Here is a 16,292-nt window from a genome sequence, read left to right as displayed (position 1 = left end):
TGCCGGGGAGGTCGACGAGCGCACGATCCGCCGGTCTCCGCTTGCGAGCGTAAGGAACGAGACGGGTCAGGACGCGCAGGCACGCCGTACGGCGCGGCGCGTCTCAGGAGTCACACGCGTCACGTCACCTGACGGGTTCCGTCGCTTCCTGACGGTTGCAACGGTCAGGAAGCGACGGGATACCCGCTGAAGCGGGTATCCCTGCAGCGGGCGGACCTCAGAGGCTGGGGAACCAGAGCGCGATCTCGCGCGCAGCCGACTCCGGCGAGTCGGAGCCGTGGACCAGGTTCTCGCGGTTCGACAGCGACAGGTCGCCCCGGATGGTGCCCGGCGCAGCCTTGCGGCCATCGGTCGCACCGTTGAGCGCGCGGACCACCTCGATCGCCTCGTCGCCCTCGAGCACCAGCGCCACCAGCGGGCCACTCGTCACGAACGTGCGCAGCGGCGGGTAGAAGTCGCGCTCGACGTGCTCGGCGTAGTGGGCGTCGGCCATCGCGGCGTCGATGTGACGGTGCTCCATGGCGACGATGCCCAGGCCCTTGGCCTCGAACCGGGCCAGCACGTTGCCGACCAGGCCGCGGCGGACCGCGTCGGGCTTGAGCAGGACGAGAGTGCGTTGGGTCACGGCGCGACCTTAGTACGCCGACCGGGCGGCGCCTCAGCCGCGGTCGAGCGAGCGGGCGATGACCTTGTTGGCGGAGCGCTGGAAGCCGCGCACGATCGCGTCGAGGGTGAGCCGGCGCAGGGTGCTGATGGTGGCCTCGAGCTGCTCGGCGTCCTCGCGGGAGTGGTGGTCACTGGCATGACGCCAGGGCTCGACCACCTCGTCGTGGAGCACCCGCGTGAGCTCCTCGGCGAGCGCCGACATGTGCCGCTCGATGGCATCCCCGGCGGCGCGCATGCCGGCGACGGGGATGTCGACCTCGAGCAGCTGGACGGCGACGTCGAAGCCGTGGACCGGGGTGTAGCGGACACCACCGCGCTCGTCGGCGACCGCGCGGAGCAGGCCGAACTCCTCGATCAGGGTCACCTCGTCGTCGGTGAGCCGGCGCCCGGCGTGCTGGTCGAGCTGGCGGCGGGTGAGCTCCTGCGGCTCCCCCACCGTCCATGACGTGAGCATCGCGCGCTGCACGGCGAGGTCCTCGACGCCGGCGTCGGCGGGCAACGAGGCGAGGTACTTCTCGATCGCCTGCAGCGTGAAGCCGTGGCCCTGCAGCGCGCGGATCATCTCCAGGCGCGCGAGGTGGGTGTCGTCGTACCAGGCCATCCGGCCGCGTCGCGCGGGCGGCGGGAGCAGGCCGAGGCTGGCGTAGTAGCGGGTGGTCCGCACGGTCAGCCCGGCGGCCGCGGCCAGCTCGTCGACGGTGCGCAGCGGGCCGCCGTCGTCGGCCTGGGGCGCCGAGTCGACCCCCGCAACAGAACTCATGACTGTCACAGTACGACTGTCATTTGCCGCGTGCAACGAGGGATCTGCGAAAGGGTTGACGTGCGTCACATCGACGTGGACAGTACGTGTGTGACAGTTCTACTGTCATCGTGCCCCCTCCGAGCCTGACCGCAGCCGTACGACGACAGGAGCGCCATGCCCGCCCACAGCGCCCCGCGGGTCCACCCGGCCCTCGGCAGGCCGCTGGCGGAGGTCGTCGCACTGCTCGGGTTCACCCGCCGGGTCCTCGCGGCCGCGCTCGGGTCGATCACCGGGCGCCGGTTCCCCCTGGCTGAGACCGTGGTGCAGACCTGGTACGCGATCCGGGTCTGCACGCTGCCCGCGCTCGCGGTCTCGGTCCCGTTCGGCATCATCCTCGCGCTGCAGGTCGGCGTGCTGGCCCAGGAGGTCGGCGCCGTCGCGTTCACCGGCGCCGGCAACACCCTGGCCGTCGTACGCCAGGCCTCTCCCCTGATCACCGCGCTGATGCTGTCCGGCGTCGCGGGCTCCGCGATCTGTGCCGACCTCGGCTCGCGCCGGATCCGCGAGGAGATCGACGCGATGGAGGTGATGGGCCTCTCCGTGGTCGAGCGGCTCGTCGTGCCGCGGATGTTCGCGATCATCGCCGTCGCCGTGCTGCTCAACGGCGTCGTCATGTTCTTCACCATCATCACCACGCTGAGTGTCAGCGTGGTGCTGCAGGACCTGCCGCCGGGCAGCTACCTCGCCTCGGTCACGACCCTCGCCCAGGTCTCCGACCTGTGGCTCTCGCTGGCCAAGGCGGCGATCTTCGCGGTGATCTGCGCACTGGTCGCGTCGTACCAGGGACTGCGCGCCGAGCGCGGCCCGACCGGCGTCGGCGAGGCGGTCACCAGCGCGGTGGTGACCAACTTCGTGCTGCTCTTCGCCGCCAACTTCGTCATCTCACAGGTCTACAGCACCTTCGCCGGAGGGCCGATCGGGTGACGGCCATCGACCCCGCCCGGGCCATCGAGCAGACCGTCGACAAGGCGGTCGTCGGGCCACTGGCCGGCATCGGCCTGCAGCTGGTCCTGGCCTGGCGCGCGATCGTGGCGCTGCCGATCGCGCTCACCCGCTACCGCGGCGAGATCCAGCGGGTGCTCGCCGAGGTCACCCTCGGCTCGGGCATCTTCCTCGTCGGCGGCGGCGTGGTCGGCGTCGTCCTGCTCCTGTCGACGCTCACCGGCACCGAGGTCGGCCTCGAGGGCTACCAGGGCCTCGACGTGATCGGCCTGGCGCCGCTGACCGGGTTCATCTCCGGGTACGCCAACACCCGCGAGCTCGCGCCGATGGTCGCCGCGCTCGGCTTCGCCGCGCGGATCGGCTGCGGCTTCACCTCCCGGCTGGGCGCGATGCGGATCAGCGAGGAGATCGACGCGCTCGAGTCGATGGCGATCCGCCCGATCCCCTACCTGATCAGCACCCGCCTGGTCGCCGCGTGGATCGTCGTCCTGCCGCTCTACCTGATCGGCCTGGTCGGCACCTACGTCGCCACCGACCTGATGGTCACCACCTTCTACGGCCAGTCGGCCGGCACGTACGACCACTACTTCCGCACCTTCGTCGCGCCGGTCGACGTCATCTACTCGGCGATCAAGGTCGTCGTGCTGACGACCGTGGTCACCCTCATCCACTGCTACCACGGCTTCACCGCCACCGGCGGCCCCGAGGGCGTGGGCCGGGCGACCGGCCGCGCGATCCGGGCCAGCATCATCTCGCTCACCGTCGTCGACATCCTGCTGACGCTGCTCCTGTGGGGCGCGGACCAGCAGGTGCAGATCTCGGGGTGAGCCGGTGAGCGAGTTCCTGTTCGCCCATTCGTCGGCCGATCCACGCGTCCTGCGGCTGCGGCTGGCCGCGGTCGGCGTCGTCGGCTTCCTGCTGCTCGGTGCACTCACCGGCGTGCTCGGCCTGCAGACCCTCGGCATCGTCAGCGACGACGTCCGGGTGACCGTCCAGCTCCCCACCGTCGGCGACACGCTCGGGATCAACTCCGACGTGAAGTACGACGGCCTCCGCGTCGGGCGCGTCGTCGAGGTCGACCCCGCCGGCCCGAGCGCTGAGGTGCTCGTCGCGCCCGAGCACGCAGCGCTGATCCCGGCGAGCGTGGTCGCGCGGGTGCTGCCGGGCACCCTGTTCGGCAACGAGTACGTCGACCTGGTCAGCGCCGACTCCGCCGCGATCCCCACCCCGTCCGCCGCCGCGAGCGCGCATCTGGCCGAGGGCGCCGTCGTACCGGCGGACACGTCGACCGCGACGTTGCGGCTGATGGACACCTTCTCCGCGACCCAGCGGCTGCTCGCGGCCGTCGACCCGGCGCAGTGGGACGTCGCGCTGTCCCAGCTCGCCGACGCCCTCGACGGTCGGGGCGCGCGGATCGCGGAGCTGGTGCGCGACGGCAACGGCTTCCTCGGCCGCTGGGCCGACCTGCACCCACAGGTGCGCGAGGACCTCGACCTGCTCGCCCGCGACACCGACCTGGCAGCCGACGTCGAGCCGCAGCTGGTGGAGGCGCTGCGCGACACCCGGCCGCTGGCCCGGACCTTCGTGCAGCAGCAGGCGGAGATCTCGCAGCTGCTGGCCGACGTACCCGAGCTCCTCGACGGCGAGACCGGCGTGACCACGTTCCTGCGCGAGAACGGCGCGGCCACGGCCCGGCTGCTCAACGCCAGCGCCGCGACGCTCGAGGTTTTCGCCGAGCGCTACCCCGCCTTCGCCGAGCTGCTCCGCAAGGTGCCCGTGCTGCTGCGCAACGGCGCCAACGCGGTCAGGAACGGCCGGATCCAGATGGAGGGCGTGCTCGCGCCCCAGCTGCTCGACCCCTACGACCCCGCCGACCCGAAGGACTGCCCCACCTACCGCGGGCTGACCGGACCCTGCGGAGGCACGCGATGAGCCGCCAGCTCAGCGAGCTGCGTCGCCACCGCGGCGCCGTGCTCGGGGTCGCCGTCTTCGCGCTGGTGGCCGTCGTGCTGACCAGCATGGTCGCCGGCACCCTGTCCCGCGCCCAGCACGGCGAGGCGATCACGGTCACCGCGGTGTTCCGCGACGCGACCGGCCTGCGCGCCGGCGACGACGTACGCATCGCCGGGGTGAGGGTCGGCCGAGTCACCGGCACCCGCCTCGGCACCGGCGACGAGCGCGGCCTCGCGGTCGTGACGATGAGCGTCGACGCCGACCAGCGGCTGCACGACGACGTGACCGCGTCGGTCGACTACCTCAACCTGATGGGCCAGCGGTACGTCGCCCTGGCCCGGCCCGACCGCACCGCGGAGGCCGGCCGGCTCGCCGACGGCGCCCGGATCCCGCTCGCCCGCACGCGGCCCGCGCTCGACCTGACCGCGATGTTCAACGCCTTCCAGCCGATCTTCGACCTGCTGCAGCCCGCCGACATCAACCAGCTCGCGACCAACATCGTGGAGGTGCTGCAGGGCCAGGGCCCCACGATGACGCACCTGCTTGACCAGACGGCGAAGCTGACCTCCGGCATCGTCGACCGTGACGCCACGCTCGCGAAGGTCGTCGACAACGTGACCCTCGTCCTCGACACCACCGACGAGCACCGCACCGAGATCACCCGCCTGGTCGACGGTCTGGCGTCCCTCACCGGCGGCCTCGCGAAGGACCGCGACCGGATCGCGACCAGCCTCGACTCGATCGCCCGGCTCTCGGCCACGACCGCCGACCTGGTCGGCGAGGTCCGTCAGCCGGTCGTCGACGTGGCCGACCTGAGCACCCCGTGGTTCCGCTACCTCGCCCAGCGCCGCGACCTGCTCGTGCAGACCGGTGCCGCGGTCCCCCGGCAGCTGAACACCTACCTGCGCACCCTCGGCTACGGCAGCTACCTCAACGTCTACGTGTGCACTCTCGCCGCGGGCGGTGCCGGCGTCCCGTTCAAGCTCGACCTCGGCGTGACCGGCAACAAGCACTCGACGAGGTGCCGCTGATGTCCGCGACGCTCGGACGGCTCGCCTGGCCGCTGCGCCTGGTCGCGGCCCTGGTCGTGCTGGGCCTGCTGCTGCTCGGGGTCCGGGCGCTCGCGGGCGACCCGGCGTACCACGCGCGACTCCGGCACGCCGCGGGACTGGAGCCCGGGGACGACGTACGGATGGCGGGGCTGAAGATCGGCGAGGTGATCGCGGTGACGGCCGATCGCGACCAGGTCGACGTCCGGTTCAGCCTGACCGGCGCTCCCGGGGACCTCGGCGTCACCGAGGACAGCAGCGTGCAGGTCAAGCTGCTCTCCATCCTCGGCGAGCGCTTCCTCTCGCTCGCCCCCGGCAAGGGCGCGGCGCTGGGCGACGACAGCACGATCGCCGTCGAGCACGCCGTCGACAGCTACACGATCGAGCGGTTCTGGCTGGAGTCCACGCCCCAGGTCGAGGCGCTCGACCTCGACCGGGTGCACCAGGCGGTCGACGTACTGGCGACCGACCTCGCCGTCGAGCCCGACGCCCTGCGGGACGCCCTCGACGGGATCGCCGGGGTGTCGGCGATCGCCAACGACCGCGAGCAGCAGCTCGACGGGCTGCTGACCTCGATCCGCAAGGTCACCGACGTCGTCCTCGCCCAGAGCGACGAGCTCGACCAGGTCCTCGCCCACGGCACGACGGTGATGCTGATGGTCCAGCAGCGCAAGGAGACGCTGCGGGCGCTGCTGTCGGACGCGCACCGTTTCGTCACCGGTCTCACCGCGCTGGTCCGCGCCACCGCGCCCCAGCTCAAGCCGGCCCTGCGCGACCTGCGCACCGTGCTGCGGGTCCTCGACGAGCACCGCGCGAAGCTCGACACGACCCTCGAGCTCGCCGGTCCGACCATGCGGGTCTTCACCAACGCGACCGGCGACGGGCCGTGGCTCGGGGTCAACGCGCCCTGGGCGATCATCCCCGACGACCTGGTCTGCTCGATCACGCCGGAGGACTGCAAGTGAGCCGGCCCAGGATCCTCACCGCAGCCGGGGTCGTCGTCGCCCTGGCCCTCCTCCTCTCCGGCGCCCGGCTGCTCGGCTGGCTCGGCGGCGACGACCCCGGCGACCTCGTCGTGACCGCCGACTTCGCCGACACGACCGGCGTGTACGTCGGCAACGACGTCACCTACCTCGGGGTGAGGGTCGGCGAGATCGTCCGGATCGAGCCGCAGGGCGCGACCATGCGGGTGGTCATGCACCTCGCCCCGGACACCCGGGTCCCCCGCGACGCGGGCGCCGAGATCCTGCAGGGCTCCCTCGTCACGGACCGGTACGTCGAGCTCGGACCGGCCTGGACCGACGGCCCCACCCTCGCGTCGGGCGCCCACATCGCCGCCGACCACACCCGGGCACCTGCCACCGTCGACGAGATCGCGAAGGCGATCGACGACCTGGTGCTCGCCCTCGACGGCGGCCCCGACGGCCCCGGCAGCAACGGCGGCAAGGGACTGGGCGACGTGCTCGCCGCCACCGCCACGACCCTGGACGGCAACGGGCCGCACCTGCGGGCCGCGCTCGCCGAGAGCCGCGACGCGCTGGCGATGATCAACGCGAAGGACGGCGACCTGACCGCGGTCACCGACAACCTGGTCACCCTGGTCGGCACGCTGGCCGAGCGCGACCGCAGCATCCGCGACTTCACCCGGGCCGCCGCCGACACCGGCGACGTCCTCGCCGACCAGCGCCAGGAGCTGGTCGCGACCCTCGACAGCCTCGACGAGCTCACCCGGCTGGCCAACCGCTTCCTGAAGCAGAACGGTGGCGTCCTCGGCAACGACCTGAAGGGCCTCGCCGACGTGGTCGCCCTGGTCCGCTCCCGGCAGGACTCGCTGGCGGAGGCCTTCGACACGATGCCGACGATGGCGGAGAACTTCGCCCGCGCCTACGACTGGGACCTCGGCCGGCTGCGCGTGCAGTTCGCCTTCAGCGCCGGCCCCTTCTCCGCGGCCTTCCGCGACCACAGCTGCCGGGTCTTCGCGGAGGCGCTCGCCGGCGACACCGGCACCCGGATCTGCGGGCTGCTCTTCACCGGGCAGGGCACCGGGCTGCTCGACCCGCTCCTCGACGGCGTCTACGACGGCCTCCCGGGGGCGATCCCATGAGGCGGACCCTGGCAACACTCGCGATCCTCCTCGGCGCCCTCACCGCCGGCTGCGGGCTGACCCTGGAGGACGTGCCGCTGCCGGACCTGGTCGACGGTCCGACGTACGCCGTCACGGTCGAGTTCGGCGACGCCCTCAACCTCCCCGTCGACGCGCCGGTGAAGCTCGACGGCGCGACCGTCGGGCAGGTCACCGCGGTCGCGGCGGGCGACTACGTCGCCGAGGTCGAGCTCGCGCTGTCGACGGCCGTGCAGCTGCGCGACTCCTCGCGCGCCGAGATCCGGCTGACCTCGCCCATGGGTACGGCGTTCGTGCAGCTGTTCCCCGGCGAGACCGGCGCCGTGCTGGCCGACGGCGCGAGGATCCCGGTCGCCGCGACCGGCAGCGCGCCCGACGTGACCGACCTGCTCAGCGCCCTGTCCACGGTGGTCACCGGCGGCAGCTTCGCCGACATCTCCACGATCATCGACCAGCTCAACGTCGCGCTGACCGGCAACGCCGACGACGTACGGCGCCTGCTGGGTCGTCTCGACACCGCGGTCACCGACCTGAACGCCGACTTCCCGCAGGTCGACCGGCTGACCGCGTCACTGGACCGGCTGACCACCCGGCTGGCCGGCGACCTGCCCGAGATCACCCGCTCCCTCACGACGCTCACCGGGCTGGTCACCACCTTCGACCAGCAGCGCGCGCAGCTGGTCAGGGCGATGGAGTCGCTGAGCAGGTTCGACGCCGTCGCCACCCCGCTCACCGCGGCCGTGCGCGAGGACCTCGTCGCCCAGCTGAAGGACATGAAGCCGGTGGTCCGGACCCTGCTCGCCGGCCGCGACGACATCGACGGCGTGATGACCGGCCTGGTCGCCTTCGCCGAGGGCAGCGACAAGGCCGCGCCCGGCGACTTCGCCAACTTCGACCTGACCTTCCTGCTCGATCTCAAGGCCCTGGCCGCGACGGGAGGCGCGCAGTGAGCCGCCGCCCCACGCCCATCGAGGCCGTCGCCGCCACGGCCCGGATGTGGCGGCGCCGGATCCGGATCGCCCAGTCGCTGATCCTCGTGATCCTGGTCGGCGGCGTCGTCTACGTCGCCGACACGGTCGTCGGCGGCTCTCTCTTCCACCACCCGTACGCCGTGACCGTCGAGCTCCCCCAGGCCGCCGGCCTGCACGAGGGCTCGGTCGTCACCTACCGCGGCCAGCGGATCGGCGAGGTGACCGACGTCCGGCTCAGCGCGAAGCCCGGTGTCGGCGTGGTCGCGCGCATCGAGATCGAGTCCGGCGTCGAGGTGCCGCGGGACAGTGCGATGGAGGTGCGCAACCTGTCCGCGGTCGGCGAGCAGTACCTCGACGTACGTCCGTCCTCGGGCAAGGGTCCCTACCTCGCCGACGGCGCGACGGTTCCCGTGTCGGCGACCAGCGTGCCGCTGGGCGTGCCCGACGTCCTGGCGCACGCCCAGCGGCTGATGTCGCACCTCGACGTCGCCGACGTGCAGACCATCGCCACCGAGACCGCCGCGATCTTCGGCGACAACGACCAGGACGTCGACCTGCGCTCGCTGGCGATCGAGCTGGAGAGCGCGTTCGCGATGCTGCGCCGCCTCGAGCCGGACCTCACGAGGCTCGCGAAGCAGGCCGAGACACCGCTGAGCACGGTGGCCGACCTCTCCCCCGAGATCCGCCGGCTCTCCGCCGACCTCGAAGCCGTCGCCCAGTCACTCGCGAAGGCCACACCCGCCGTCCGCAGCACCGTCACGACCGCCATCGACCTGGTGCCTCGTCTCGAGCGCTGGTGGCGGGCGGCCTCGCCGCAGCTGCGTCGGATGCTTCGTGACGGCGTACCCCTGACGGAGATGGCCGCCGAGCACCTGCGCGGCCTCCAGCACTGGCTGGACTGGGCGCCGGTCCAGGCCGACGTGATGGCCGGCAGCACCCGCGACGGCAGCGGCCGGGTCCTACTCGTCCCGCGGATCCTCAAGAACTGCGTCTACGACCGCAGCGTCCAGCGCGACGTCCAGGACACCAGCCGCCGCGAGCCGCGCACCGACGTGCGCTGCACCGATCCGCCGAAGGGCACCCAGGGCCGCGGCTCCGCCGAGGTCCCCCAGCAGTAGTCCCGTCCCGTCCGTCGAACCGAGAGGAACCACGATGAGCACCGACACCCTGACGATCCGTGCCGAGATCGAGCAGGAGATCGCCGGCCTCACCCTGCCCGCCGCCCTGGCCCGCACCGTCGAGGCCGAGGGCGACCGGGCGGCGTACTCCGACAAGGTCGGGATCGACCTGTCCGCCGGGTACGCACCCGGCTGGCGCACGGTCGGCTGGACCGAGCTGCGCGAGCAGGCACTCGACCTCGCCGGGGCGCTGATGGCTGCGGGAGTCGCCGCGGGCGACCGGGTCGCGCTGATGGCGAGCAACCGGATCGAGCACGTCGTCGCCGACCTCGGAGTCGTGCACGCCGCCGGGGTGTCGATGTCGGTCTACAACACCCTCTCCCCCGACCAGGTGGCCTACGTCGCCGGGCACGCCGAGCCCGCCGTCGTCGTGCTCGAGAGCGCCGACCACCTCGCCCGCTGGGAGCGCGCGCTCGCCGAGTCCACCTCGATCCGCACCGTCGTCGTGATCGACGTGGCCGCACCCGAGGGCGACGACCGCTTCGTCGCCTGGGACGCCTTCCTCGCCTCCGGTGCCGCCTGGCGCGGCGACCACGCGACCGAGCTGGCCGAGCGCACCGCGGGCATCTCCCCCGACGACCCGCTGACGATCCTCTACACGTCGGGCACCACCGGGAACCCGAAGGGCGTGGTGCTCACCCACCACGCGGTGCTCTACGAATGCCTCTGCTCGCTGCGCGTGGCCTCGCCGACGCAGCACAACGAGTTCATCTCCTACCTGCCGTTCGCCCACATCGCCGAGCGCACGCTCGGCATGTACATCCCGCAGGTCATGGGCGCCCACATCCACCTGATCGCCGACCCCGCGCTGCTGCTCGGCGCCCTCGGGGAGGTGCACCCGACGCGCTTCTTCGGCGTCCCGCGGGTCTGGGAGAAGATCAGGACCGGCATCTCCGCCAAGCTCGCCGCCGAGACCGACCCCGAGAAGAAGGCCCAGGTCGAGGGCGCGCTCGCCATCGGACTGGAGTACGTCGAGGCGCTCCAGGCCGGCAGCACGGTCTCCCCCGAGCTCGAGGCCCGCTACCAGGCCGCCGACGCCGGGCTGCTCGCCTTCCTGCGCGCACTGCTCGGCCTGGACCGCTGCGAGTGGGCCGCGTCCGCCGCGGCCCCGATGCCGCTGGAGGTCGCGAGGTTCTTCGCCGGCCTCGGCATGCGCATCTACGACGTCTACGGCATGACCGAGACCTGCGCCGCCGTCACCTCGTGTGGCCCGGACCAGTTCCGCCTCGGCACCGTCGGCCGCGCCCTGCCCGGCATCGAGATCGCCCTCGCCGAGGACGGCGAGATCCTGGCCCGCGGCCCGGTGGCCTCGAAGGGCTACTACAAGCAGCCCGAGGCGACCGCCGCGCTCATCGACGCCGACGGCTGGGTGCACACCGGCGACATCGGCGAGATCGACACGGACGGCTTCCTCAAGGTCGTCGACCGGAAGAAGGAGATGATCATCACCTCCTCCGGCAAGAACATCGCGCCCTCCAACATCGAGAACTACCTCAAGGAGAGCCCGATCGTCGGCCACTCGCTGGTCTTCGGCGAGGGCAAGCCGTACGTCGTCGCGGTGCTCACCCTCGACGCCGAGATCGCGCCGCTGGTCGGCGCGCAGCTCGGCATCCCGGGCGGCACCTCGCTCGCCGAGCTGGCCCAGCACCCCGCCATGCTCGCGGTCGCCCAGCAGGCCGTCGACGCCGCGAACGACCGCCTCTCGCGGCCCGAGCAGGTCAAGGCCTGGGAGCTGCTCCCGGTCGAGTGGACCGCCGAGTCCGAGGAGCTCACGCCGACGCTCAAGCTCAAGCGCCGCGTCGTCCACGCCAAGTACGCCGACGTCCTGGAGAGGCTCTACTCGTGACCACCACTGTTGTCGCTCCTGCCGCCACCGCCCGCCCGGGCTGGGTCACCGACGAACGGATCGCCGGGTGGAACCGCTGGGTGTTCCGCGACGAGGCCTCGACCGCGACGAGCACCGCGATCGCGCCGTACGACGGGCAGCCGACCGCCGACGTACCCGTCTCCAGCGCCTCCGACGTCGTCTCCGCGATCGCCGGCGCCCGTGCGGCCCAGCACCGGTGGGCGCTGCTGCCGTGGAGCACCCGCGCCGGGATCGTGCTGCGCTTCCACGACCTGCTCGTGGAGCGGCAGGACGAGGTGATCGACCTGATCCAGTGGGAGATGGGCAAGTCCCGGTTCAGCGCCTGGCAGGAGATCCTCCAGGTCGCCACGATCGCGCGGCACTACGCCCGGCACGGCCGCCGCTACCTCGTCGACAACAAGGTCCGCGGCGCGATGCCCGGGCTGACCAGGGTCCGCGAGGTGCGGGTGCCGAAGGGCGTCATCGGGATGATCTCGCCCTGGAACTACCCGCTCTACCTCGCCGTCGGCGACGTGCTCCCCGCCCTGCTCGCCGGCAACGGCGTGGTCAGCAAGGCCGACTCGCAGACGCCGCTCACCCTGCTGTGGACCCGGGCGCTGCTCGCCGAGGCCGGTCTCCCCCGCGACATCTGGCACGTCGTCGTGGGTCCGGGCTCGGTCGTCGGCGACGCCCTCATCGGCTCCCCGGACGCACCGGGTGCCGGCGTCGACCACATCTGCTTCACCGGCTCGACCGCGACCGGCCGCTCGGTCGGTCGTCGCGCCGGCGAGATGCTGATCGCGGCCTCCCTCGAGCTGGGCGGCAAGAACCCGCTCATCGTGCTCGCCGACGCCGACGTCGAGAAGGCCGCGGCCGGCTGCGTGGCGGCGGCCTTCGCGAACACCGGCCAGATGTGCATCCACATCGAGCGGGTGATCGTCCACGAGGACGTGTACGACGCCTTCCGGTCCGCCCTGGTGGCCGCCACCGAGGCGCTCACCCTCGGGCAGACGTACGACTACACCGTCGACGTCGGCTCGCTGGCCTCCCCGGCCCAGCTCGAGGCAGTCACCTCCCACGTCGCCTCCGCCGTCGCCGGCGGGGCGCGGGTCCTGACCGGTGGCCGGGCGCGCCCCGACCTCGGCCCGCTCGTCCACGAGCCGACCGTGCTCGAGGGCGTCACCGCCGACATGCCGGTCTGCCTCGAGGAGACCTTCGGCCCGGTGATCTCGCTGTACCGCGTGGCCACCGACCTCGACGCGATCGAGAAGGCCAACGAGGGCCGCTACGGCCTCTCGGCCAGCATCTGGTCGCGCAACACCGCCCACGCCGAGGCGCTGGCTCAGCGGATCCGGGCCGGTTCGGTCAACATCAACGACGGTGCCGCCGCCGCGGCGGGCTCGATCGAGGCCGGGATGGGCGGCATGGGCGACAGCGGCCTGGGCCGGCGCCACGGCGCGGAGGGCATGCGGAAGTACACCGAGTCGCAGACCGTCGCCACCCAGCGCCTGGTCCCCCTCGGCCCACCCGCCGGCATGGCCCTGGAGAAGTTCGTGGGGATCGGCAATGCGCAGCTGAAGCTGCTCAGGAGGCTGCGGGTGCGCTGACGCGGACGGACGTCACAACGGCGGGCTGGAGATCAAGCAGGTTGATCCCCAGCCCGCCGTTGCGGTTCGTCGACGCCGACTCACGCTCCCGTCCACAGGCCCGATCGGCGGATGGTTGGTCGGCCTGACCGTGGGACAGGCCGAGATCATGGATCCCATCGACGACCTCCTCGACCGCCAGGACGGCGTCATCGCCCGCCGTCAGGTCCTGGCCTCCGGCCGCACTCCCACCTTCGTCGCGCGCAAGGTCCGCCGCCGCGAGTGGGTGCGCGTCCATCCCGGCGTCTATGTGAACCACACCGGCCCGCTCACGTGGCGCCAGCGCGCCTGGGCCGCGGTTCTCGCCTGCTGGCCGGCCGCGCTTGCCGGGTGGTCAGCCGTCCGCGCTCACGAAGGTCCCGGGCGGCGACAGCACGATGACGACAGCCCGATCGAGGTGCTCGTCCCTCACGGCCGCGCGCTCGATCCCGTGCCGGGCGTGCGGATCCGCGAGTCGCGTCGCTTCGACGGCGCCGTCCAGACCCACCTGAGCCCGCCACGACAGCACTACGACGACGCCATCGTGGAGCTCGCCGACCGCGCGCCCGACGCGCTGGCCGCGGTCGCGATCCTCGCGGACGCCTGCGGGGGCCGTCGCACCACGGCCGCGCGGCTTCAGGACCGGATCGTCGGGATGTCCCGACTGGCGCGCCGCCAACTGCTCGCCGACGTGCTGCATGACATCGCGGACGGCACCTGCTCGGTGCTGGAGCATGCGTACCTGACACGCGTCGAGCGCGCCCACGACCTGCCCCGCGGACTTCGGCAGGTCGCTGCGCGCGACAGCCAAGGGCGCCGGATGTTCCGCGACGTCGTGTACGGCGGACGACGGCCCGCCTGGCGCAAGATCGTCGAGCTCGACGGCCGGCTCGGTCACGACTCCGCGCGGGACCGGGATCGCGACCTGGAGCGGGACCTCGATGCCGCGCTCGACGGCGCCGACACCGTGCGCCTCGGCTACGGACAGGTACTCGCGCGGTCGTGCGTCACGGCAGCCAAGGTCGCGCGCCTCCTGCAGGTCGCCGGATGGACGGGATCCCCGACGACGTGCCCGGCGTGCTCCGGCCGGGATCGGCGGGGCGCGGATCGAATGGGCTGATCGGCAACCCGCCGGTGCCGCTCGTCAGGCAGCCCGAGCCACCTCTGCGATCAGCGCCGGGGCGAGGTCGCCCTTCGGGGCGACCACGACCTCGGCCAGGCCGAGCCACCCGGCCAGCCGCTCCAGCTCGGCGGCCAGCTCCCCCGCCGTCTCCGCGGGGGCGTGCGGCTCGGACCACGCCGACTGCACGAGCAGCCGCCCCGTGGCCCGGTCGGCCTTGAGGTCGACCCGGCCGACGATCCGGTCGCCGAGCAGGAACGGGAGCACGTAGTAGCCGTGCACCCGCTGCTCGGCCGGCACGTAGATCTCGATGCGGTAGAAGAAGTCGAACAGCGCCTCGGCCCGATCGCGCTCCCACACCACCGGGTCGAACGGGCTGAGCAGCGACCGGGCGCCGACGCGGCGCGGGAGCCGCGCCTCGGGGTGGAGGTACGCCGGGCGTTTCCACCCCTGCACCTCGACCGGCTCCAGCTCACCGGCGGCGACGAGCTCGTCGATCGCGACCCGGGCCTCCCCGATCCGGATCCGGTAGTAGTCGGCCAGGCAGTTGGCCGAGGCCACGCCGTGGGACCGGGCCGCTCGTCGTACGAGCTCGACGTGGGCCTCGGCGGCAGTCATCGCCGGGGCGTCCAGGGCGGCGGCCGGCAGGACCCGCTCAGGCAGGTCGTAGCGGATCTCGAACTGGCTGTTGCGCCCCGCGATGGCCAGCTCGCCAGTCATGTAGAGGTAGTCGAGCATCCGGCGGGTGCGTGACCAGTTCCAACCCCAGTGGTCCTTCGTGCGCGGCAGGCCGTCGTCGAGCTCACGCGCGGTGCTGGCGCCCCGGTCGGTGATCTCGGCGATCAGCGCCGACTCGAGCTGGTCGCCCTCCTCGACGGTGAACCACTTCCCGCGCCGGGCGCGGTAGTCGTCCATCCGGTGCCGCATCGCGGGCCACAGCTCGACGGGCATGAACGCCTGCACGTGCGCCCAGTACTCCACCACCCGCCGGTTGCGCCCGCTGGCGGCGCGCTGCAGCAGGTCGACGTCGTAGCCGCCCATCCGGGAGTAGAGCGGCATGAAGTGGGCGCGCTGCAGCACGTTGACGCTGTCGACCTGCAGCACGCCCGTGCGGGCCAGGGTGCGGTCGAAGGTGCGCAGCGTCGGGGCGCTGTGGGCAGGGTCGAGGAAGCCCTGCGCGGCCAGCGCGATCCGGCGGGCCTGGGCGAGCGACAACGACTGCGTGGTGGGCACGGGCCCACCCTAGAAGCAGCCGCCGACAGCCCGGCCGAGCCGGTCGAGCTACTCCAGCTCGACCAGCTTGGCGCGCACGGCGTACATGACCGCTTCCATCCGCGAGTGCAGCTGGAGCTTCTCGAGGATGTTGCGGACGTGGTTCTTGACGGTGTTCTCGCTGATCGCGAGCTGCGCGGCGACGTCGCGGTTGCTCAGGCCGCGCGCGACGAACCGGAGCACCTCGAGCTCACGCTCGGTGAGCTTGAGGGCCGGGCCGGCGGCGCGGTCGGGCTTCGACATCGTCTTGAACTCGTCGATCAGCTTGGCCGCCATGGACGGGCTGATCAGCGACTGGCCGTCGGCGACGACGCGGATGCCCTGGGCCACCTCCTCGATGGACGAGTCCTTGAGGAGGTAGCCCGAGGCACCGCTCTTGACCGCCTCGTAGAGGTCGGCCTCGTCGTCGGAGACGGTCAGCATGATGATCTTCGTCATCGGGACCGCCTCCTTGATCGCGACGCACGCCTCGATCCCGGACTGCTTGGGCATCCGGACGTCCAGCAGCACCACGTCGGGCACGCTGCTGACCACGAGACTCACGCCGTCGATGCCGTTGCTGGCCTCGCCGACGACCTCGATGCCGTCCTCGATGCCCAGGAGCATGGTCAGCCCGCGCCGGAACAGCTCCTGGTCGTCGACCACCACCACACGTACCGGCTCGCTCACGGGCTGTCCCGGTGCTGCGGCCGGCGAAGTACCATCCGCCACGGCGGCATCATGACACGACCTCGCGTGAGAGTACC

Annotated in this window: 15 protein-coding genes; 11 read left to right on the top strand and 4 right to left on the bottom strand. The window is 72.3% G+C overall.

The window, feature by feature from the left end; genetic code table 11:
- Window positions 1-217: 217 nt before the first annotated feature.
- Together ndk and ACZYRU_RS16390 are read right to left on the bottom strand one after the other, a co-directional pair.
- Window positions 218-625, bottom strand: a complete 408-nt coding sequence (ndk, locus tag ACZYRU_RS16395) for a nucleoside-diphosphate kinase (RefSeq protein WP_488958168.1) — start codon at window positions 623-625, stop codon at window positions 218-220.
- Window positions 626-658: 33 nt separating this feature from the next.
- Window positions 659-1,426, bottom strand: a complete 768-nt coding sequence (locus ACZYRU_RS16390; protein ID WP_488958167.1) for a MerR family transcriptional regulator — start codon at window positions 1,424-1,426, stop codon at window positions 659-661.
- A gap of 156 nt (window positions 1,427-1,582) precedes the next feature.
- Between ACZYRU_RS16390 and ACZYRU_RS16385 the strand changes: the two genes are divergently transcribed.
- The 11 genes from ACZYRU_RS16385 (at window position 1,583) to ACZYRU_RS16335 (ending at window position 14,274) form a co-directional block, all read left to right on the top strand.
- A complete protein-coding gene (locus tag ACZYRU_RS16385; RefSeq protein WP_488958166.1) occupies window positions 1,583-2,392 on the top strand; it encodes an MlaE family ABC transporter permease in 810 nt (269 codons plus the stop codon).
- A complete protein-coding gene (locus ACZYRU_RS16380) occupies window positions 2,389-3,237 on the top strand; it encodes an MlaE family ABC transporter permease (protein ID WP_488958165.1) in 849 nt (282 codons plus the stop codon). The genes ACZYRU_RS16385 and ACZYRU_RS16380 overlap by 4 nt, the downstream gene beginning before the upstream one ends.
- Window positions 3,238-3,241: 4 nt before the next feature.
- Window positions 3,242-4,342, top strand: coding sequence for an MCE family protein (locus ACZYRU_RS16375; protein WP_488958164.1), 1,101 nt, complete (start codon window positions 3,242-3,244; stop codon window positions 4,340-4,342).
- Window positions 4,339-5,394, top strand: coding sequence for an MCE family protein (locus ACZYRU_RS16370; protein ID WP_488958163.1), 1,056 nt, complete (start codon window positions 4,339-4,341; stop codon window positions 5,392-5,394). The genes ACZYRU_RS16375 and ACZYRU_RS16370 overlap by 4 nt, the downstream gene beginning before the upstream one ends.
- Window positions 5,394-6,377, top strand: a complete 984-nt coding sequence (locus ACZYRU_RS16365) for an MCE family protein (RefSeq protein ID WP_488958162.1) — start codon at window positions 5,394-5,396, stop codon at window positions 6,375-6,377. Before ACZYRU_RS16370 ends, ACZYRU_RS16365 begins: the two co-directional genes overlap by 1 nt.
- Window positions 6,374-7,516, top strand: a complete 1,143-nt coding sequence (locus ACZYRU_RS16360; RefSeq protein ID WP_488958161.1) for an MCE family protein — start codon at window positions 6,374-6,376, stop codon at window positions 7,514-7,516. The genes ACZYRU_RS16365 and ACZYRU_RS16360 overlap by 4 nt, the downstream gene beginning before the upstream one ends.
- Complete coding sequence (locus tag ACZYRU_RS16355; protein WP_488958160.1) at window positions 7,513-8,484, top strand: MCE family protein; 972 nt, start codon at window positions 7,513-7,515, stop codon at window positions 8,482-8,484. The genes ACZYRU_RS16360 and ACZYRU_RS16355 overlap by 4 nt, the downstream gene beginning before the upstream one ends.
- Window positions 8,481-9,623: an MlaD family protein gene (locus ACZYRU_RS16350; RefSeq protein ID WP_488958159.1), complete on the top strand. Its 1,143-nt coding sequence runs from the start codon at window positions 8,481-8,483 to the stop codon at window positions 9,621-9,623. Before ACZYRU_RS16355 ends, ACZYRU_RS16350 begins: the two co-directional genes overlap by 4 nt.
- Window positions 9,624-9,657: 34 nt before the next feature.
- Window positions 9,658-11,529 (top strand): AMP-dependent synthetase/ligase, encoded by a 1,872-nt coding sequence (locus ACZYRU_RS16345; RefSeq protein ID WP_488958158.1) that lies wholly within the window; start codon window positions 9,658-9,660, stop codon window positions 11,527-11,529.
- Window positions 11,526-13,136, top strand: a complete 1,611-nt coding sequence (locus ACZYRU_RS16340; protein ID WP_488958157.1) for a succinic semialdehyde dehydrogenase — start codon at window positions 11,526-11,528, stop codon at window positions 13,134-13,136. Before ACZYRU_RS16345 ends, ACZYRU_RS16340 begins: the two co-directional genes overlap by 4 nt.
- 148 nt (window positions 13,137-13,284) lie before the next feature.
- Window positions 13,285-14,274, top strand: a complete 990-nt coding sequence (locus ACZYRU_RS16335) for a type IV toxin-antitoxin system AbiEi family antitoxin domain-containing protein (protein WP_488958156.1) — start codon at window positions 13,285-13,287, stop codon at window positions 14,272-14,274.
- Between the two features lie 24 nt (window positions 14,275-14,298).
- Here the strand turns inward: ACZYRU_RS16335 and ACZYRU_RS16330 are convergent, their stop codons facing one another.
- The gene (locus tag ACZYRU_RS16330; protein ID WP_488958155.1) at window positions 14,299-15,507 is read right to left on the bottom strand and encodes a winged helix-turn-helix domain-containing protein; all 1,209 of its coding nucleotides are present in this window, start codon (window positions 15,505-15,507) and stop codon (window positions 14,299-14,301) included.
- A gap of 48 nt (window positions 15,508-15,555) precedes the next feature.
- Entirely contained in the window at window positions 15,556-16,215 is a 660-nt protein-coding gene (locus ACZYRU_RS16325; RefSeq protein ID WP_488958154.1) for a response regulator, read from the bottom strand.
- Between the last annotated feature and the right edge of the window lie 77 nt (window positions 16,216-16,292).

The organism is Nocardioides sp. F233 (genome assembly GCF_057813895.1).
This window is presented reverse-complemented; position numbering and strand designations above follow the sequence as displayed.